This is a genomic window from Aminivibrio sp. (genome assembly GCF_016756745.1).
Lineage (GTDB): Bacteria > Synergistota > Synergistia > Synergistales > Aminobacteriaceae > Aminivibrio.
Genome location: NZ_JAESIH010000039.1, coordinates 11,958 through 30,886, shown reverse-complemented (window position 1 = coordinate 30,886; position 18,929 = coordinate 11,958). Strand labels below are relative to the sequence as shown.

16 protein-coding genes are annotated in these 18,929 nt (G+C 60.5%); 10 read left to right on the top strand and 6 right to left on the bottom strand.

The annotated features are described in order from the left end of the window. Window positions 1–4 precede the first annotated feature (4 nt). The 3 genes from JMJ95_RS04890 to JMJ95_RS04880 all read left to right on the top strand — a co-directional run bounded on the left by JMJ95_RS04890 (window position 5) and on the right by JMJ95_RS04880 (window position 3,315). Entirely contained in the window at window positions 5–1,615 is a 1,611-nt protein-coding gene (locus JMJ95_RS04890) for a hypothetical protein (RefSeq protein WP_290683221.1), read from the top strand. A 128-nt stretch (window positions 1,616–1,743) separates the two neighbouring features. Beyond that, window positions 1,744–2,127 carry a hypothetical protein gene (locus tag JMJ95_RS04885; protein ID WP_290683220.1) on the top strand — a complete coding sequence of 128 codons (384 nt, stop codon included), beginning with the start codon at window positions 1,744–1,746 and terminating at the stop codon, window positions 2,125–2,127. A 36-nt stretch (window positions 2,128–2,163) separates the two neighbouring features. Further along, window positions 2,164–3,315 carry a YidE/YbjL duplication gene (locus JMJ95_RS04880; protein WP_290683218.1) on the top strand — a complete coding sequence of 384 codons (1,152 nt, stop codon included), beginning with the start codon at window positions 2,164–2,166 and terminating at the stop codon, window positions 3,313–3,315. Between the two features lie 64 nt (window positions 3,316–3,379). Here the strand turns inward: JMJ95_RS04880 and JMJ95_RS04875 are convergent, their stop codons facing one another. Together JMJ95_RS04875 and JMJ95_RS04870 are read right to left on the bottom strand one after the other, a co-directional pair. Then, window positions 3,380–4,765 (bottom strand): DUF3754 domain-containing protein, encoded by a 1,386-nt coding sequence (locus JMJ95_RS04875; RefSeq protein ID WP_290683216.1) that lies wholly within the window; start codon window positions 4,763–4,765, stop codon window positions 3,380–3,382. 157 nt (window positions 4,766–4,922) lie between these two features. Continuing rightward, the gene (locus JMJ95_RS04870; protein ID WP_290683214.1) at window positions 4,923–6,893 is read right to left on the bottom strand and encodes a cation:proton antiporter; all 1,971 of its coding nucleotides are present in this window, start codon (window positions 6,891–6,893) and stop codon (window positions 4,923–4,925) included. 239 nt (window positions 6,894–7,132) lie between these two features. On the opposite strand from JMJ95_RS04870, the gene prxU reads away from it, so the two are divergent. Continuing rightward, the gene (gene prxU, locus JMJ95_RS04865) at window positions 7,133–7,852 is read left to right on the top strand and encodes a thioredoxin-dependent peroxiredoxin (RefSeq protein WP_290683212.1); all 720 of its coding nucleotides are present in this window, start codon (window positions 7,133–7,135) and stop codon (window positions 7,850–7,852) included. 75 nt (window positions 7,853–7,927) lie between these two features. On the opposite strand, the gene JMJ95_RS04860 is transcribed toward prxU, so the two are convergent. Next, a complete protein-coding gene (locus tag JMJ95_RS04860) occupies window positions 7,928–9,319 on the bottom strand; it encodes a tryptophanase (protein ID WP_290683210.1) in 1,392 nt (463 codons plus the stop codon). 215 nt (window positions 9,320–9,534) lie between these two features. Here JMJ95_RS04860 and JMJ95_RS04855 point away from each other — a divergent pair, with 215 nt between their 5' ends. The 4 genes from JMJ95_RS04855 (at window position 9,535) to JMJ95_RS04840 (ending at window position 13,798) form a co-directional block, all read left to right on the top strand. Beyond that, window positions 9,535–10,224, top strand: coding sequence for a class I SAM-dependent methyltransferase (locus tag JMJ95_RS04855; protein WP_290683209.1), 690 nt, complete (start codon window positions 9,535–9,537; stop codon window positions 10,222–10,224). Between the two features lie 78 nt (window positions 10,225–10,302). Beyond that, a complete protein-coding gene (locus JMJ95_RS04850; RefSeq protein WP_290683207.1) occupies window positions 10,303–11,064 on the top strand; it encodes an endonuclease/exonuclease/phosphatase family protein in 762 nt (253 codons plus the stop codon). Further along, window positions 11,061–12,506, top strand: coding sequence for a cardiolipin synthase (cls, locus tag JMJ95_RS04845; protein ID WP_290683205.1), 1,446 nt, complete (start codon window positions 11,061–11,063; stop codon window positions 12,504–12,506). The genes JMJ95_RS04850 and cls overlap by 4 nt, the downstream gene beginning before the upstream one ends. 311 nt (window positions 12,507–12,817) lie before the next feature. Next, on the top strand, window positions 12,818–13,798 hold the full coding sequence (locus tag JMJ95_RS04840) for a patatin-like phospholipase family protein (RefSeq protein ID WP_367153756.1): 981 nt from the start codon (window positions 12,818–12,820) through the stop codon (window positions 13,796–13,798). 359 nt (window positions 13,799–14,157) lie between these two features. Here the strand turns inward: JMJ95_RS04840 and JMJ95_RS04835 are convergent, their stop codons facing one another. The 3 genes from JMJ95_RS04835 to JMJ95_RS04825 form a co-directional block, all read right to left on the bottom strand. Continuing rightward, entirely contained in the window at window positions 14,158–15,456 is a 1,299-nt protein-coding gene (locus JMJ95_RS04835; protein WP_290683203.1) for a YiiX/YebB-like N1pC/P60 family cysteine hydrolase, read from the bottom strand. A 200-nt stretch (window positions 15,457–15,656) separates the two neighbouring features. Then, entirely contained in the window at window positions 15,657–15,797 is a 141-nt protein-coding gene (locus JMJ95_RS04830; protein WP_290683201.1) for a hypothetical protein, read from the bottom strand. Between the two features lie 352 nt (window positions 15,798–16,149). Next, window positions 16,150–16,671 (bottom strand): hypothetical protein, encoded by a 522-nt coding sequence (locus tag JMJ95_RS04825; protein WP_290683199.1) that lies wholly within the window; start codon window positions 16,669–16,671, stop codon window positions 16,150–16,152. A 177-nt stretch (window positions 16,672–16,848) separates the two neighbouring features. Between JMJ95_RS04825 and JMJ95_RS04820 the strand changes: the two genes are divergently transcribed. Continuing rightward, window positions 16,849–17,493: a response regulator transcription factor gene (locus tag JMJ95_RS04820; RefSeq protein WP_290683197.1), complete on the top strand. Its 645-nt coding sequence runs from the start codon at window positions 16,849–16,851 to the stop codon at window positions 17,491–17,493. Window positions 17,494–17,497: 4 nt separating this feature from the next. Continuing rightward, the gene (locus tag JMJ95_RS04815; RefSeq protein WP_290683195.1) at window positions 17,498–18,907 is read left to right on the top strand and encodes an ATP-binding protein; all 1,410 of its coding nucleotides are present in this window, start codon (window positions 17,498–17,500) and stop codon (window positions 18,905–18,907) included. Window positions 18,908–18,929: the final 22 nt, after the last annotated feature.

The following is an 18,929-nucleotide window of genomic DNA, read 5'->3' as shown; positions in this document are numbered from 1 at the left end:
CGTAATGAAAAAGAGACACTTCGCGACCCTGCTGTGCGCTGCGGCGCTTCTGCTTTTTCCGGCCTGTGCCGGGGCGCTTCCGGAACAGCCTTCTCCCGACCCCGTTCAGGCGGCCAACGACTTTATCATGGGACTCACCGGAAGTTCCCCGGCGGCCTTGGGGTACGCCGCCGACGCCTCGGATCTCGTCTCCATAGGAAAGCTGGTCCTTGAGGGCAAGCATGGAGAAGCCATGAACAAAGTGGGGGAGTTCACCGCCGGCAAAATGCTCGGGGCATCCGCCCCGATAGTGGGACAGTTCGTCGCTCTCGGGAAGATCGGGAAGATGGCGGGCGACGCGGCGGCGAACTGGGTGGGGCAGAAGAACTTCGAACGGATCTACAACCGGATGCTGGAAGTGGTCGGCCCCGTGGACAAATGGCCGAAGGACCGGGCCCAGGCGAAAAGGGATGAATTCTTCCAGGCCGTTATGGCTGCGGAATACCGGTATCTCGAGACCTACCTCATCAAGAACGGATTTGCCGCCGACAGGGCCGAGGCGGAGGACGTGGCGGTGGACATGATCCTCGCCAAGGGAAGGTTCGAGAGCCTCTGCGACGCCTACGGCCTGGAGGGAAAGGACAGGACCATGGCGGTCCTCGAACGGGAAATCCGGATCGAGGCCGAGGTGGCCGCCGAGATAGCCCGGGACAAGGAAATTGCACGGGTGGCTCGCCTCGAAGAGGAGCGGAAGGCGAAGGAAAAGGACCAGGCGGAAAAAAAGGAAGAGAAGCCTGCGGAAGAGAAAACGTCTGCAGCTCTTCCCGCTCCCGACATGCCGGAGGATTACCCCCAGCAGATAGATCCGGCGAGCCGGAAGCCTGTGGAGCCTCCCAAGCCGGCGGTACAGCCGCCAGAGCCCAAACCCCAGCCCGCACCAGCTCCCCTGAAACACGAGCCGACCGCTCCCGAGGTTCCGGTCCGCTGGACGGTGACCCCCCGGCTGATGGACAAAGAGAGCACTTCTTTTGATATTACCGTGACGAACGTCTCCGGGAAAGCCATTCCCGGCTTTTCGGTGTCCCTCGCCCCGCTGAATCAATCCCTGGACGGAGGCGTGGGGTGGGGAAGCCCACCCTCGCCGGGAACCCTCGCACCGGGTGCCTCCGTGTCGGTGACCGCCTTCGCCATGGGCGACGCGAAAGGCATAGCGGTGTCTTTTTCAGGAGGAGGCGCGTCTCTCGGTTCCCTTACCGCACTGTCGGTACACAGCACGGAGAAAGTCGCCGACGGAACGTACAGGGGAGCCGTGACCAACATCGGGAACGGAACGATCACCCTTACCGTTTCCGGACAGTCAGCCCGGGCCGTCATCTCCGGGCAGTACACGGCAAACGGACAGAACGTGAAAATTTCGGCCGGCGGAAGCGGGACCTATGACCCCCGGAAGGGGACCCTTTCTATGAATTGGGCGGGAACTGCCGCAGGATACATGTTGGACGAAGGAGAGAAGTACGACATAAACGAAAGAGTGTCCGGTAATCTCAGCGGATCATTCCACAAGGGGGCTTTTTCAGGAAAATGGTGGGGAGGCAGCAAGTTCGTCATCCTCAGCGGAGAGTGGTCAGCCCGGTAAGTCCGGGGAAGGGGAAGAAATGCGCATGAGGTTTCCGGCGTACCGTGCCGCCGGGTATGTCTGCCTGGAAAGTGGGGGCTATGTCTTCGCCGGCGAGATCGCGATATTCGGCAGGTCCCTCGGGGGCCGTGGCGGCGCAGACAGCGAAGCGATTCCGGCCTGCGGACCTGATTCTCGAACCCACCTTCACCTCCCTCGCCGACGCGGGAAGGCACCACTACTTTTTCCTTCCGGTGAGGCTCATGGTGGAGGACGCCTTCAACATCCCCGGCAGGATGAAGAATATCTCCTCCCCCCGGTGCTCGCGGCCGCAAGCCCGGATGACGAAATCGTCCAGGGGGGAGCATGAAACCATCCTCTTCGAGGCCGCCCGGAAACCGAAGTCGTTCCTGCCCCTGAAGGGCGACCACGACTGGGGTTTCATCGACACCGGCCGGGCGTGCATCGACGGGCAGGATTGTTTTTTCTCCTCACTTTTCGGTGACTGGAAGGTAAAAAATGAAGTAGAATAGTATGCGATTCCCACCGGAGCAAGGAGATGGATTTTCGTGGACTTTTTTGATTCCCTGTTGAAGAACCACCTGTTTCTCATGAGTCTCACCGTGACCCTCGGCATTTTCGTGGGGAAAATCTCCGTCCGGGGCATCAACCTCGGCATCTCCGGTGCCCTGTTCGTGGGGCTCTTTTTGGGGGCGTGGGGGTACACCGTTCCAAACGACTATTTCACCTGGAACCTCATGTTCTTCGTAGTGGCCGTGGGGCTCCTCGCCGCCGAGGACACCGCCCGGGTGGTGAAGCGCTACGGCTTCAGGTTCATCCTCCTCTCCGTGGCGGTGACCGGCATGGGCGCCCTGGCGACGCTGCTCATGGGCATCCTTTTCGCCGGCGAGGCATCCCCCCACATGATCGCCGGAACCTACACCGGCGCCCTGACCAGCTCTCCCGGTCTCGGAGCCGCCCTGGAGGCCACGGGGGGGAACCCCGACGTCACCGTAGGCTATTCCGTGGCCTATCCCTTCGGTGTCATGGCGGTTGTGCTCTTCGTCCAGCTCATCCCGGCCATCTTTGGGATCGACGTGGCGAAGGAGAAAGAAAAGCTCGCCGCTGAAAAGAAGACCGTTTCTCCCGCTGTGGAGGACAGGCGGCCCGAATCCCCCTCCTTTTCCCTGCTCTCCTTCGTTTTCTGCATCCTCGGGGGAACGGTTCTCGGCAGGGTCTCCGTCCCCCTGGGCGGCCTTGGATCCGTCGCCCTCGGCACCACGGGGGGAGCGCTCATCTTTGCCCTCGGGGCGGGGAGCTTCGAGCGCATCGGCCCCTTCCCCATGAGAATGGACAAGAAGGTTCTCTCAGCCATCCGCAGCATCTCCCTCGGGTTCTTTCTCGCCATCGTGGGCCTGAACGCCGGGGGCGGAGTGGTGAAGGCCTTCCTGGAGCACGGGGTCCTTCTCATGGCGGTGGGCGTCTGCGCGGCCCTCGCGGCAGAAATGACGGGGTTTTTCCTGGGGCACTACCTCTGGAAGATCAACTGGATCATTCTCGCCGGGGCGATATGCGGAGCCATGACCAGCACGCCCGGCCTCGGGGCGGCCATCGACGCCACGGGCACCGAAGAGGTGAGCGCCGGCTACGGCGGCGCCTACCCCGTGGCCATCGTCTGCATGGTGCTCTTTACCACCATGCTTCATTCCTTCTTCCATTGAGTTCTTACATGAACGGCCTCTCACCGGCCTGCCCGGAGAGGGGCCGTTTTTTGCGGCTGTTTTGTCAGGACCCCGCCGAAGCCTCGTTGTTGTAGGGGAAGAAATCGTCCCACAGGGCGTCCAGAGTCTCAAGGGTTTTCCGGATGGAGGGGACGGAATACCGTCCGTCCTTCTGCTCGAGAATTCCCTTCTCCTCCAGTTTCCGGACGGCGTCCTTCACCTCGAAGTCCATGACGATGCCGAACTTTTCCTGCATCCATTCCTCGATGCGGTCGTCCAGTTCCTCCATGGTAAAGGGCTGCCCCGACGCATTCCGCTCCGCCAGGAGGAAGTAGTACGCCAGGATGGTTTCCTTGCACTCTTCTTCCTCGGCCTCGTTCACCAGGAAGTCGAATACCCCGGCGTTGTTGTCCAGGTTGTGGAAGTACAGGGTCTTCATGAGCCGGGCCTGGTGCTTTTCCTTGGTGTTCTTGTACGTGGCGAATACCTTGAAGGCGATCATGCCGACAACCGAGAAGGCGGCCAGGATGGGGAAGAGCTTGTCCCGGAAATCGCTCCAGTTGATCGTCCGGCCCAGGAGCAGGGCCATAAGGACCGTGCCCACCACCACCAGAGCCGGAATGACCCTGTTCACCACGCTGAAGAGACCGCCGATGAGGGGAAGGAGTATGAGTCCCTTGTCCACGAGGGTCATGCGGATAGTCACGTCCGGGAAGAGGGTCTCCAGGGTGGAGACGGGAACGTTCTTGAAAACCTTCAGGAAAATCGTGGGCACTTTGGAGCCCCTTTCCGACGGGGGGCTCTGCCGGCCCCCCAGAGCGGCTTCGCCGAGAAGGCGGCGATTCTTCTCCCGGCCCGTTTCTCCAGCCGTCTCCGTATAGTAGTCGTAAAAGGCCTCCACGTCCTCCCCGCTTTTCAGTCTTATGAGGATGAGAAGCCGCTGGAGCATCTCCTCCGTTTCGGGCTCAGGTTTCTTCTTTCTGAACCTGTTCCACCACGCCGTCGGGTCGGGGGATTTGACCACGCTCTTTCTGCCCCGTCGGTAGATGAGGATCTTCTCGTACTTCTCCCTGTTGACTTCGATGTTCAGTCCCTTGGGAGCGGCTTCCGTCATGATTTCGTTCAGTTCGTCCAGGGAAAGCTCCCTGTAGTTCGCCGCCTCGAGAAGCCGTTCGAGGGCATCCACCATGGAGTCGAACCGGGCGGAGTAATCTTCGTCCGGCCCGCAAAGCTTCAGGGTGTCCGCGTCGGGATTGAAAGGGTGGTAGGCGTCCTTGGCCTGCATCAGGGTTCCGTGAAACTCGTAGTGGTAAATGGCCTGCAGCAGCCCGGCGACCCTGCGGAATTTTTCGCTCTTCTCATCCGAAAGGGTCTTTTCGCTGCACAGTGCCTCCACGATATCAGCGGTGCGCAGAGGTATGAATTTTTCCAAAGCGTTGTTCTCCACCATCTTCAGCCCTCCCTTTCAACAGGACGCCTTTCCGAAGCGGTTCTGTCTCCGGGAAGGGAAATAAAAGTCCGCCGGAAGAAAAAGTATTTTCCAAAAAATCGCCTTTAGAGTATATCACGGGAAGAAAATGACCTGGGACGGAATTCTCCGGGGTCCGTCATTTTTCCGTGCCCGGCTTCTGGGAGAGGAGAAATTTCGCGTTCCGCTCCGGGTCACCCACGATGCCCAGGTAGTCGCCCGCCTCCAGGCGGAACGACCCTTCCGGGCCTGTAATCACATGACCGTCCCGCCCCACCGCCACCACGGACACGCCGAAGACCTGCCTGATGCCCGATTCGGCCAGGGTTTTCCCCGCCAGGGGCGTTCCCTCGTGAAGAAAGACCCACTCCATGTTCATGAGGCCGGCGGCGTCCCGCAGCCTGGTGGAAGCCTCGTATTCCGGCAATGCGGTGTAGAGGGGCCCGTAGAGTGCCCGGCGAATGGCATTCAGTTCGTTCCAGACCGCCGTCGCAGGAAAATCCAGGTACAGAAGAACCTGGCGGGCCATTTCCAGGCCTGCCTCCACCTCGGGCCGGATGATTTCCCTGACGGCGTTTTCTTCCAGGAAGGGGATGTGCTCATCGCTCACCGAAAGGGCAAGGATCTTTCCCTCCCTGGTCCGCCGGCGCAGGGCCCGGATGATATCCATGGCGTCAGGAGGATCCTGGGCGGTGACCACACAGAGGCGGGCAGCCTCGGGGGATGCCGCCTCCAGAACGACGTCCTGGGCGGGATTGCCGAGGATCATGGTGAGCCCGGCGGCCTTTCCTTTCAGGAAGCTCTCATGGAGGGGCTCCACGATCACGTGGGCTATCCCCAGGCCCGTCAGGATTTCCGCCATCCGGCGGGCGAAGGTTCCTCCCCCGGCGAGGACCACGTGATCCTTGAGTCCTGCTTCGGGGAGGTTCACCGAGCGAACGGCGGAGGGCTTCCCGAGCTTCAGCGTGAAGGAATAGATAGGGGCGGTCAGGCCTGAGATCAGCGGCCCGAGGATCATGGAGACGATCACGGTGTTCAGCGTGAGGGCGTACATTTCCCGGCCGACGGCCCCCGAGTCGAGAGCCTCCTGGAGCACTATGAAGGCGATTTCGGACACGGGTATCATGCCGAAGAACACCGCCAGGGGAATGACCCTGCCGTAGCCGAAGATCCTGGTCACCGCCGCCAGGATGAGCCCCTTCCCGAAGACGGTCGCGGCAAACAGCCCGAGGACCGTGCCGAACCTTGAGGCGAGGAAGAAGGGATCGAGAAGCATGCCGATGGTGACGAAAAAGAGGAGCCCGAAAATGTCCCTCACGGGAATAAGGTCGCTGAGAGCCCTTCTGCCGTAGTCCGATTCGCTCAGCACGAGACCCGCCATGAAGGCCCCGAAGGCGAAGGACAGGTCGAACAGGTAGGTCAGGTAGCCGATGCCGAGGCCGATAGCGGTGACCGTGAGCAGGAAGAGCTCCCGGGACTCCCATTTCGCCACCGCCTTCAGCACCAGGGGGATATACCGGGCCCCGATGTAGAACATGGCGGCCACGAAAAGCACGACCTTCACCACCGGGAGCAGGATGCCCGAAGCGGAAAAGCCCGTGGAATCGAGGTTCGAAAGAAGCACCATGAGAGGGATGACGAGAATGTCCTGGACGATGGACATACCGAGCATCACCCGGCTCGAAAGGGTTCCGAGCTGTCCCCTGGACGCGAGGGTCTTCAGGATGACCGCAGTACTTGAAGAGACGACGGCTGCGGAAAACCAGAGGGACGGAACGGTCCCCCACCCCATGAACCGCCCGATGCCCCAGCCAAGGGCCACTGTGAAGACTATCTGGATTCCCGTCCCGCCCAGGGCCACCGCTCTGATGGGAAGGATGCTCCTGAGAGAAAACTCGAGGCCGAGGGAAAAAAGAAGAAGGGCCACGCCTATCTCGGCAAGGTTCTCAACCTGGTCCACATCGCTCAGCGTGATCCCCCCTGTATAGGGGCCGACCACGATTCCGGCGAGGATATATCCGAGGATGAGCGGCTGGTTCAGCCTCCTGGCGGCAAGACCGCCGAGAAGGCCGGCGAGGACGACGATGATGAGGTCTGCGGCAATGCCCATAAACTCAACCCTTTCCTGACGATGGCTTATTTTCACATGTTCCGGCGGAAAGTGCAAAATCGGCCCTCCCACCGGGGAAGACGGCAACAAAAAGACACAAAAGTCCTTGACAATTAAATTGATTACCATATAATAAAAATTAAAATGACTGTAGTCAATGCTTAGGTTATAGACTGAAGAATTCCATGTTTTTCTGTCTGCGTTGTCTTTTTCAGGGTATCTTGAAAGGAGGAAGTTCCATGGCTGAAGAAAAAGTATCATGTGCCGTTCCCGCGTCCACCGTTGAAGGACCAAGTTTCGAAACCGCGCCTGCCGCGGAGGTAAAGAAGGAGGTTGTTCGAATGGGTGTCACCGTCGACATGAAGGCGCCGGACTTTACAGCTCCGGCGTATTACAAGGGCAAGTTCACCACCGTGAAACTCTCCGATTTCGCAGGGAAATGGGTTGTTCTCTGCTTCTATCCCGGTGATTTCACCTTCGTCTGAGCCTCCGAAGTGTCGGCGGTCGCCGACCGTTATGCGGAATTTCAGGCTCTCGGGGTTGAAGTCATCTCTATGAGCGTTGACAGCCAGTTCGTCCACAAGGTGTGGAACGACACGGAACTCTCGAAGATGGTGGACGGCGGTGTGCCCTTCCACATGGCCTCCGACGGCGGCGGCGCCATCGGGACCGTCTACGGCGTTTACAGCCCCGCCCAGGGCGTGGATTTCCGGGGCCGTTTTATCATCGACCCGGACGGCGTCATCCAGGCCATGGAAGTGCTTACTCCTCCCGTTGGCAGGAATGTGGACGAAACCCTCCGCCAGGTCCAGGCCTTCCAGCTCGTCCGGGAAACGAGCGGCAAGGAAGTCACCCCCTCCGGCTGGACTCCCGGCGGCAAGGTGCTGAACCCCGGCCCGGATCTTGTGGCCAACGTCTGGAAAGCGTGGAACCCCAAGGACGTCTACGGAAAGAAATAGCCGTTCCGTCATAAAGAAAGACGAAAGCCGCCCCGGAAACGGGGCGGCTTTCTCATGGCCTGCCTTCGGTACGTTTTACAGGTTCTTCGGCTTGAGATGGGCAAGGAAGTGCTTCAGCCCCTTCACCGGGGGCTCGTAGGTGACCTCCAGGCCGTAGCGGATGGTATCGCGGCGCCTGTAGACGTTGACGACGGTCTCCGCCACGTACTCCATGTGGCTGTTGGTGTAGGTTCGGCGGTTGATGGCCAGTCGGTAGAGCTCCAGCTTCGGGAAGGTGCGCTCTCCCGTCTTCTCGTCCACGTTCTCGAAGGCCAGGGCGCCGAGGCCGATGCCCCGGACGGCCCCTTCCCGGTAGATCTCGACGGAGAGCACGTCGGCCGGGTAGGCCCCTTGGGGGATGTGGGGAAGGAAGGCCCCGGCATCGATGAAGACGGCATGGCCGCCGATGGGCTGGATGCAGGGCACTCCGCCCTCGGAGAGCAGTTCGCCGAGATAGCGGACCTGGGCGATGCGGTGGGTGAGGTGCTGTTCGTTCACCATTTCCCGGAGTCCCACGGCCAGGGCTTCGAGATCCCGGCCGGCGAGGCCGCCGTAGGTGGCGAACCCCTCGAAGAGGATGACCCGCGGGACGACCCGGTAGTACATTTCCTCCGTGCGGCACGCCACGAGGCCGCCGATGTTCACCAGGGGGTCCTTCTTGCAGGACACGGTGATGGCGTCGGCGGTGTCCATGGTGGCCTTCAGTATTTCCGCTACGGTCATGTCCCGGCATCCTTCCTCCCGGTTCTTGATGAACCATGCGTTCTCCGCCATGCGGGCGGCGTCGAGGATCAGGGGAATGCCGTGTTTTTTGGCCACGGCGGACACGTCCCGGAGGTTTTTCAGGCTCACGGGCTGGCCTCCACCGGAGTTGTTGGTGATAGTGACCATGATGAAGGGCACCCGCCCCTCGTTGTCTGCGAGGGCCTTTTCAAGCTTGGCGATATCCACGTTGCCCTTGAAGGGGTGCGGATTTTCCCGGTCGAAAGCTTCGTCGATGACGCAGTCCACGGAGGAGGCCTTCGCATTGAAGATGTGCCCCCTGGTGGTGTCGAAGGGCATGTTGAAGGGGATCACGTCCCCTTCCTTCAGGAGGGAACCGAAGACCACGTTCTCGGCGGCCCGGCCCTGGTGGACGGGAATGGTGTAGTCGAATCCCAGTACATCCTTCACTGCCTTCTTCAGGCTATAGAAGCTGTCCGCTCCGGCGTAGGCCTCGTCGCCCATCATGATGGCGGCCCACTGCTGCTTACTCATGGCGCCGGTGCCCGAATCGGTGAGAAGGTCGATGTACACGTCCGCGGACCTCAGGCCGAACATGTTGAAATGTCCTGCTTCCAGCGCCCGTTCCCTTTCCTGCTGATCGGGGACGTGGACGGGCTCCACCATCTTGATGCGGAAGGGCTCGGGGGGAACTCTGGTGACCATGGGGCACACTCCTCCTTTCGGTATTGGGGGAAAAGGTCAGGATTCTTCCAATATTCTATCGCACTTTCCGCCCTTTGTGCCATTTTTTTATCAGGAATCGTGAAAAATTTTTCTTATGGGGTGATCTGTGATATAAAGGCCCAGGTTTCGGAAGCCGGAAGCCCATGCCGGGGGGAAGACGATTGCTCCCCGGCGCATGACGGAGGAGGAAGGGGATGACGACAGTGAAGCCGGAATCGTTTGATGACCAGAAGGAGCTCTGGGAGCGGTCCTATGCGGGGGACAGGGAATTTTTCGGCCCGGAGGAGAGCATCCCGGCCCGTTGGGCGGCGGAGGCCTTCCGGAAGGACGGCGCGGAGCGGATCCTCGACCTGGGGTGCGGCCAGGGAAGGGATACCCTCTTTTTCGCCCGTCGGGGATTTTTCGTGACGGCGGCGGACTATTCCGCCGCGGCCCTGAAAACTCTTTCTGAGGAAGCTGCGGCCCGGGGAACGGCCTCGCGGATTTGCACCGCGGAGGCGGATGTGCGGAAACCTCTCCCCTTCGGGGACGGCTCCTTCGACGGATGCTATTCCCACATGCTGTTCTGCATGGCCCTGACGCTGAAGGAGCTGCTGTTTCTCTCCTCGGAAATCCGGAGGGTTCTCGTCCCTCGGGGACTGAACATCTACACGGTGAGGCACAAGGGAGATGTCCACTGGAAAAAGGGCACCGGCAGAGGGGAGGATATCCGGGAGCTTGACGGGTACGCCGTCCGTTTTTTTGACCGGCAGACAGTGGCCCTGCTCGCCACCGGTTTTTCCCTGGAGGAAGTTGAGGAATTCGAGGAAGGGGACCTGCCCCGGAAGCTGTTCTACGTGGTGGAGCGGAGGCTGGAGATCCCTGTTCAGGGGCCGGTCGCCTGAAAAACAGGCCGAAAAACCGATGCAAGGCGTCCCTTTTGCTGTATAATGGCTGATTATGTCTTTACCCGGAGGATCTGCATGCGACTTGTACTGTACAACATCCGCTACGGCACCGGAACGGGATGGGGCTATCATTTTCCCTTCCCCTTTTCCGGCTGTCTCCGGAAGACCGAGGGAAGGTTCCGACGGATTTCCGATTTTATCTCGAAGCTGAAGCCTGATCTCGTGGGGCTCGTGGAGACCGACTCGGGCTCCTACCGGCAGAACGGGGAGTGCCAGGCCGAACTCATGGCGGCCCGGCTGAACGCCGATTCCGTCTTTGCCTGCAAGTACCACCACGAATCCATAATCTCCAGGGCACCCCTGTTGAAGTCCCAGGGGAACGCCGTGGTGACAATCCTGCCCATTCTCTCGTCCCGGGAGCACTACCTGAGCCGGGGCGTCAAGCGGACGCTCCTCGAGGTAGAATTCCGGGATTTCACCCTGTTCCTGACCCATCTCTCCCTGGGCTACGGCGCGCGGAAAATCCAGATCGGCGAGGTGGCCGACCGGTGCCGCCAGGCGAAGAAGCCCGTCATCCTCGCCGGGGACGGCAACATGTACGCCGGGGAGAAAGAGCTCCGGCCCCTCTTCAGAAAGGGGCTGTTCCGGAACGCCAATGACGGGAATATTCCAACCTACCCCAGCAGACTGCCCTCCCTGGCCCTCGATTTCGTGCTGTACAGCGAAGGCATTGAGATGAAGAGCTTCCGGGTGCCCCGGGTCAGATATTCCGACCACCTGCCCCTGGTCTGCGACTTCACCGCGGAGAGGCAGGACCGGGAGGCGCTGGCCTCATGACGGCTGGAGTGTCCTTTTACTCCTTTTACGAACTTTCCTCCATCGCCATCCGTATTATCACGCTCTGCTACATCCCCCAGCGCCACAGCCCCAACACGGCCATGTCGTGGCTTCTCGCCATCTACTTCTGGCCGTGGCCGGGCTTTCTTCTCTATGCGGCATTCGGCTCGACGGCGCTTCCCCGGGAGAGGATCAAGCGGCACGAGGTCCTGCTCCGCACCCTCGCCGCCGACAAGGCCACCTTCCGCAGAATTCTCGATGACGAATCCCACTGGCTGCCCGAAGAGCTTGTCCGGTTCGGGGCTCTGGGGAAAAAACTGGGGGACATGTACATCACCACGGGCAACTCGTTCCTGCTCATCGACAGGGAAGAGGACTTCCTGAAAAGTCTCTGCGCCGACATCGACGAAGCGAGGGAATCGGTGCACCTGCTGTACTATATCTTCGCCCTGGATTCCATGACGGAGCGCCTCTTCGCCTCCCTTGAAGGAGCGTCGGCCAGGGGGGTGGAGTGCAGGCTCCTTGTGGACGCCCTGGGGGCGAAGGCCTTCCTGAAGAAGGACGCTTCCCGCCTCCGGTCCGCCGGTGTGCGGGTGGAGAAGGCCCTTCCCCAGGGGTTGTTCCGCAGGACGGCCACAACGGCCCGGTACGACCTGAGGAACCACCGGAAGATCGCCGTAATCGACGGCCGCATCGGCTACACGGGATCCCACAACGTCACGGAGCCCTCCTACGGCGGCAAGGCGGGAGGAAGGCTGTGGAAGGATCTCACCCTCCGCCTCACCGGGCCGGTGGTCCTCCAGCTCCAGGGTGTCTTCTTGGAGGACTGGTACGTGGAAACCCGGGAACTCCTTCCCACGGAACGGGTCTTCCCAAGGCCTGAACGGACGGGGCAGGCGATCGTCCAGGCGGTGCCCAGCGGTCCGTCCTACCCGTGGCAGAACTACCAGCGCCTCGTGGTGGCTGCTCTCCACGGGGCGAAAAAACGGGTGGTCATCACGACCCCCTATCTCATCCCCGACGACGAGCTGATCCACGCCCTGGAAACCGCCTCCCTCGGCGACGTGAGAATCCAGCTCGTCATCCCGGAGCGGAGCGACCAGTTCGTCGTCGGTAGTGCTGCCAAGGCCTATTTTGACGTGCTCCTGGACATGGGCGTGGAAATCTACCTCTTCCAGGAAAACATTCTCCACTCAAAGACCATGACCGTGGACCACAGCCTCGCCTTCATGGGGACGAGCAATTTCGACATCCGCTCCTTCGCCCTCAACTTCGAGCTGAACCTCGTGCTCTACGGAACGGAGGAGACATCGGCCATCCGGATGGCCCAGGAACGTTACATCGCGGAATCGCGGCGTCTTACCGCGGAAGAATGGAGCAACCGTCCCCGGGCCCTGCGGGTGGTTCACGGGGTGACCAAGCTCTTCAGCCCCCTTCTCTAGGAAGAGGCGGACAGGGCGAGGATCCCCAAAAAACGTTTTTTTCCAGACGGACAACCTCGCCGGGACCTTCGAGGAACACTCCCTGAGGACGGTGGAGGGCAGCAAAACAGTCTTCGGCGCGCCTCCATGGTGAGCAGCGGGCTGTTTTCCGTCATCAGCTCCGGCGATAGCGGGGGGGGTCGGAGCGCTTCTGGGAAACCCTGCGGCTCCTGCGCTACCGGAAGGTCGGCCCCTGAGGAAAGAACGGCAAGCGGAAACGAAGCCCGGAATGCCCCCGGAGACGGGGGTGCTGGGCGCAAGAGGAGGGATCCATCCTGACAGGAAACAGTTCCCGAGAGAGGAAAATCGGCCTTGCCCTTGGCAGCGGCGCAGCCAGGGGCATGGCCCACATAGGCGTTTTGCGCGCCTTCGAGGAAGCGGGGATCCGTCCCTCCATGGTGGCCGGCACGAGCATCGGGGCCCTGGTGGGCGGCATATATGCCGCCGGTAAGCTTGAGGAACTGACGGAGATCGCCCTCGGCCTCGACTGGAAAAAAGCCGCCGGATACTTCCTGGAGGTCTCCTTCCCCCGCTCGGGGCTTATCGAGGGCACGAAGGTGACGGACTTCCTTACGGAAATCGTGGGCTCCCTGGATATGGACGTCCTTCCGGTGCGGTTCGCCTCCGCAGCGACGGACGTGATGACCGGGAAGGAAGTGGTCATCGTTGACGGAGACCTCGTCTCCGCCATACGGGCCAGCATCTCCGTTCCCGGGATATTCACCCCTGCACGGCGGAACGGGAGCTTCCTGGTGGACGGCGGGCTGGTGGATCCGGTGCCGGTCAGCGTCTGCCGGGCTTTGGGGGCGGATGTGGTCATCGCGGTGGACCTGAACAACGGCCGGGTGAAGGAAGACCAGCAGGACGGGCTCCCGGAGGGAGTGCTCCCCGAAGGCAGACCGGGGCGGAACGGAATAGTCGCTGGGGAAATTTTCGCCTGGCTCGAGAGGAAAACGAAGGGATTCGATGCCGGTTTTCTCGGGCCGGTGAAGGAATGGATGTCCCGGGATCCTACGCCGGGAATTTTCGACGTGCTCGGCAGTTCGCTTCGCATCATGGAAGAGCAGATCGCGTTAGCCCGGCTCGAAATCGACCGGCCGGACCTGCTGATCCGTCCGTCGGTGGGGAATGTCCGCTTTCTCGAGTTTTACCTCGCCGAAGAGATGATCGCCGAGGGCTACCGTTCGGCGAAAGAGGCCCTTGCCGGGGGGACTCTCCCGGAGCATGGAAGGGGCGGTGCTTCCGGGCACTGAAGCTGCGGCGGAAGAGAAGGGACGGAACAGGCAAAAGGGAAAGGGACGACCATGGCGGCAAAACCGAAAGGTCCCTGGTTCCAGCGGTTCCTGATCAACTTTTTCTCAGTTGTTTTGGCCGTGCTCGTCTTCTGGGTCCCGGGATGTTTACGGAGGATATCGAGTCCGTAAGGGGACCCCTTTACAGGGACATTAAAGCACAGCACCCGGATCAGGGCCTGGTGGAAAAATCAAGGAAACCCGCCGAACCTAAATCCGCAGGCGCATACTACACTCTCTTCTTCCCTTCTGCCTGCACTTCGGTGCGGAGAAAGAAAGGAGCGCGAAGCTGAAAAGGGCGAAGACTAACCCTATGAACGCTAATCCTCCAGGGTCATCACTTTTTCCAGGAGGGGACTCCCGGCAAGGTCGGAAGGGAAGAGCACGTTCCCGTAGAAGGGGACGGGGGTAAAGTACGAAGACATCCCCTCACCGAACAGGTCGATGCCGGCCTTTTCGCAGGCCTTCCAGATGAGTTCGGTGCAGTAGAGCGCCTCTTCGTCGTGTTTGTCGAAACTGCCGTCGAAGGACCTTTTCTCGAGAAAAAATTCCAAGGCTTCACCGCTGGCCCGTCCGGCATCCTTCTTTTTTCCTTTCAGCCGGTAGACCGCCGCTCTTTCTATCTCGAAGGGCGAAAGAAATTCAGCGAGGGGCTCCATCTCCACCCAGTCCGATTCAGGGGAGGCATGGACAACATACGGAACGCCTCCCGACCATCTCACCATGCCGCTGTGGAAATAATCGGCGGGGCTTTTGAAGAAGAAGAGAAGGGCCTTGCTCCTCCAGGACTTGCCGTTCACGAAGATGATATCGCCGTTCTGAAACTGTTCCGGCGAGAATTTGAAGGGTTGGGGCGCCGGAAGGGAAAACACACCTCTCTCGTAGCGCAGGGTCATCCCCTCCGCGGCCTTCGGCGGAACCGGCGTCGAAAGGGTCAGAACCCCGTTGTCCGCCCGGAGGATCCATCGGGCTGCGGGAAGGGGAAAGTTCCGCAAATCGAGCAGGGGGTTCAGCCCGGCGATCTCCTTCCTGAAGGCGTCCGTCCGGTCGTGACCGTTGACCCTGATCCCGGGCTTTTCCAGCACGATCTCGCTGCCGTCCTCCACGGCAAGGGGTGACGCCATTTCAACCCGGAAGCGGCCCTGTTCCGTTCCGTAGAGTCCCAGCACCCTGACGGACCCAGGGGTGAATTGAATGGAAATGCTGCCCCTGCTGGCCGGAAAGGTCCCGAGGGCGGCGTTGATATCCTTGTCGAGAAACGCCACTTCCGCATTTGTCCGGAGAACCCCGTTCACCCTGAGGGAATGGCGCCGGCCGTTACGCCACTCGTGGGGAGCATTCAATTCGAGGAAGAAAAATTCGGCGGCGATTTTTTCCACCCGGAGTCCTCCAAAACACGCCCCCCGGATGACAAAGGATGCGTGCCGGATACGGCCATCGCCGTCCGGCGGTTCATCCATGCGGAGTTCGAGCGAATCGGGGTTCGTTACGGAAAGGAGAAAGTCAAAGAGAGCGTCTCCGCTGCCTGGAGCATGGGAAGGAAGGAAAATGTCGTTGCCGGCGGCGGCTGACGAGAGAAGCAGAACAAGGAAAAGGTGCAGAAGGAACCTTCTTTTCATGGGCTTTCCTCCGCTGGAATTCCGCCCGGCGTTCAATAGCGAATGACGTCGCTTTCGGGCCGGGATACAGGAATACCCGGAAGAAGTATACCGTATTTGCCTTTGGCAGTCCATCGCCGCCAGAGCCCCCTAATCCGCAGGCAGAGGAAGAGGGCTTCTGTTTCCCGGATCGTTCCGTCCGGCGCCAGGGAGAGGCGGGCTCAGGAATTGTCAGCGAGGCCGAAGAGGCTGTCCCCTTCTTCCACCTTTCCGGCCATGGATATCAGGATATCGGCTACTGCCGGGTCGAGAATCGTCCCCCGGAACTTTTCGAAATGCGTCAGGACTTCCTTCCGGGTCATGCCGGAGCCACCGGACAAAGAGATGGAGCTGACGGCGATTCCGGTAAAGAGGGACAGGCCGGCTAAGACAAGAATAAAGGTGTTCTTCCGGTGTCATGACGGGCATTCCTCATGCCGCAGACAGGGGAGTCAAATGAAAGGGGAACTGATTCCATTATCCGTTTCTCCTTTCGGATCTCAGGTACCAGATGGACTGATCCAAAGGGACCAGGAAAACAGAGATAAAAAGATTTCCTGTTATAGTTCATGTCCCCTTTCTTACGCTGCTTTTCGTCATATTGTTTACGGGAAAGAGGGCGAAGACTAATATCTTCGCCCTCTCCGGATGCTGTTGTATTCCCGAACGGCCGTTTTACTTCTGCAGCTTTTCGACCATGTCCAGGTTCTGCTGCATCCTCCAGCCGGAAAGTTCGTTCCGGAGCTCCACGCTTTTTTTGTACAGTTCCTCGATCTTAGTCCTGTCGATGGGCCTTTTGCTCATTTCGTTCCGCATCTCGAGAGAGAGTTTCGCCATTTCGGTCTGCTTGTCCCGGATCTCCTGGGGAATTTCCACCGAGGTCCACATGCCCATACGGTCGCTGTTGCCGAAATTCCCCCTCCAGCCCATCATCTGCCGATCGGCTGCTGGGCAATTGTTCCCGAAATTTCCCCTGCCTCCCATCATCCGGCTGTTCCCCATGGGGCCCGCCATCCCGGGGTTTATACTTCCCTGTCCGGGGGCTTCCCGGCACCAGGCCTGGGCGTTCTGCCAGTTCATCATGCCCTGTCCGCCTGCCTGCCTGCCACCCCATCCTCCCCAGGCAAGAGCGCTGCCGACCGTAAGAAGCACTGTAGCACCCACAACCACCGCTATCGTTCCATACATTTTCTTCATCGTTCAATCCCGCCTTTCAGCTTGTGATGAACAAAGGATACTCTCCCCGGCTGAAGGCCGCATGGTCGGATCTGCCGGTTTCACTATTGTAAGAAATGACAATTCCGCTCCAGGGCGTCATGCTACAATCTGCCCATAGGAACACAGCGAAAGCGCTGTCGGGAAGGAGGAAGGAACATGATACGGATACTGCTTGCCGACGACCACCCCCTCACCCGGTCGGGACTCGCGGCCTGGCTGGAAAAGGAGGAAGGGGTGGAGCTGGCGGGAATCGCCTCCGACGGGGAGTCCGCCTGGCAGTCCATCCTTGATCTTCAGCCGGACCTTGCCCTGCTGGATATCGAGATGCCCGGAGCCGGAGGAATAGACATCGCGGCCAGGATACGAAAAAACGGCCTGAAGACCGCTGTGCTGATGCTCACGGCCTACAGCGCCCACCAGTATGTCATGGCCTCTCTCCGTGCAGGAGCGAAGGGGTTCATCCTCAAGTCCGCCCCCCTGGAGGAACTGCGGAAGGCGGTCTTCGACACGGCCCGGGGGGGTTTTTATCTCGACCCCTCCGTATCCCTTGTCGGCAATGACGAGCCTGCCGAAGAACTCTCGGCCCGGGAGAGGGAAGTGCTTATCCTTGCCGGGCAGGGGCTGCCCGCTTCCGAAGTGGCGTCGATCCTCTCCATAACCGAGCGGACGGTGGCGGCCCACCTGACCTCCATTTACGGAAAGCTCGGCGCACGGAACAAGACGGAAGCTATCCTCCTGGCACTGAAGAAGGGGATCGTGCTGCTGGACGAACTCAGGTTTTTGAACGGAGAGAGGGGGTAACGGGTTGAGAAAGAACCTGCTCGTCGTACTCATGCTTCTCGTCACCATCCTCACCGCGGCGGGATTCCTCCTCTCCCTTCACGCCTTCCGTGCCCAGGAGGAGGCCATGGACTCCATGATGCGTTCCTATGTTCTGGATCTTGCGGAGAACTTCGCCGGCGGAACGGCAATGGGAAGAGGCATGTCCCAAAGGCACAGGCCCATGGGCCAGATGCATTTCCGCATGCTCTCCACCGATCCCGCGCTGAGGGACGGCGGAGCGGGGGGTGTCCTTTTGATAGGGCCGGACGGACGGGTCGCCGCGGCGTCGCCCGGAGCGGGGAGGCTCCTTTTTCTCCGGAACGGGGCCGGCCTCTCCGAAGAGCCAAGGAAAGTCCGGGGCGAGGATGGCAATGACTACTACGTGGCAAAGAGGGGACTGGAAGACGGCAGCTACATTCTCGCGGCGGTGTCGAGGACCGTGCTGCTCGCTCCCCTGGCTGAAATATGGAGATTCTGGATTCTCACCACCATGGCCACCTCCGCCGCGATTTTTCTGGGCATGATTCTCCTCTGGAGGTACCTGGCCGTGCCGCTCCGGAGGCTGTCGGAAAAAATCCGGGGAATGCGGTGGGGGAAAGACCATCTTCCGGAGCTCTACAGCGGTCCCCTGTATGAACTTGAATCTCTGTCAGCCGTCATCGGTACCCTCGCGGAAGAGGCGATAGCCAAGGAGGAGCTGAAGCGGCAGTATGTGACCGACCTGGTGAAGGTAGAGGAGGAGACCCGGAGACATCTGGCCAGGGAGCTCCACGACGGGCCCCTCCAGTCGTCCGTGGCGGCCATAAAGCGCATCCAGCTTGCGAAGGAGAGCCTTCCGCCCGACGCGGAAGAATTGCTCCGTCATCTGGATTCTGCCGAAGGAGTCGTTCAGGTCTCGGCAAAGGAGATCCGGGACTACTGCGACGAGCTCTCCCCCTCCTGGATCAGGCTGGGGCTTGCCAGCGCCATGCAGGAGAACGCCGACCGGCTATCCCGCGCCTACGAGGGCCTGGTAATCGACGTGGAGGTGGACGAGGATCTTGACGTTCTTTCCGAAGAAAACTGTCTGGCCCTGGTCCGGATCTTCCAGGAGGCGGTTTCCAACTCGGCCCGCCACGGCAGGGCCCGGTCCGTCAGGGCGCTGCTGAAAAAAGAAGGGGATGCCGTTCATTTCACCATGGAAGACGACGGTGACGGATTCGAGGCGGCTCGGTTTTCCGGCACAGAATACGAAGAGCTCCGCACCACGGGGCACAGGGGCCTTGCCAACATGAACGAGCGCGTCAGGCTGCTGGGCGGAGCCATGAAGCTGGATTCCTCTCCCGGGGGGGGCTGCAGGATCGATATAGTCTTCCCGTTTTCGCCCCGGGGGATTTTTTCGATCCCGGCGTGAGGTCGCGGGACGCCGGGCATAC

Excerpts from the sequence above, each read along its gene's own strand:
- JMJ95_RS04890 (WP_290683221.1), top strand. The coding sequence starts at position 5 with ATGAAAAAGAGACACTTCGCGACCCTGCTGTGCGCTGCGGCGCTTCTG.
- JMJ95_RS04860 (WP_290683210.1), bottom strand. The coding sequence starts at position 9,319 with ATGGTCACCAGAGTTCCCCCCGAGCCCTTCCGCATCAAGATGGTGGAG.
- JMJ95_RS04820 (WP_290683197.1), top strand. The coding sequence starts at position 16,849 with ATGATACGGATACTGCTTGCCGACGACCACCCCCTCACCCGGTCGGGA.
- JMJ95_RS04875 (WP_290683216.1), bottom strand. The coding sequence starts at position 4,765 with ATGGTGGAGAACAACGCTTTGGAAAAATTCATACCTCTGCGCACCGCT.
- JMJ95_RS04825 (WP_290683199.1), bottom strand. The coding sequence starts at position 16,671 with ATGAAGAAAATGTATGGAACGATAGCGGTGGTTGTGGGTGCTACAGTG.
- JMJ95_RS04835 (WP_290683203.1), bottom strand. The coding sequence starts at position 15,456 with ATGAAAAGAAGGTTCCTTCTGCACCTTTTCCTTGTTCTGCTTCTCTCG.
- cls (WP_290683205.1), top strand. The coding sequence starts at position 11,061 with ATGACGGCTGGAGTGTCCTTTTACTCCTTTTACGAACTTTCCTCCATC.
- JMJ95_RS04855 (WP_290683209.1), top strand. The coding sequence starts at position 9,535 with ATGACGACAGTGAAGCCGGAATCGTTTGATGACCAGAAGGAGCTCTGG.
- JMJ95_RS04830 (WP_290683201.1), bottom strand. The coding sequence starts at position 15,797 with ATGACCCGGAAGGAAGTCCTGACGCATTTCGAAAAGTTCCGGGGGACG.
- JMJ95_RS04850 (WP_290683207.1), top strand. The coding sequence starts at position 10,303 with ATGCGACTTGTACTGTACAACATCCGCTACGGCACCGGAACGGGATGG.
- JMJ95_RS04870 (WP_290683214.1), bottom strand. The coding sequence starts at position 6,893 with ATGGGCATTGCCGCAGACCTCATCATCGTCGTCCTCGCCGGCCTTCTC.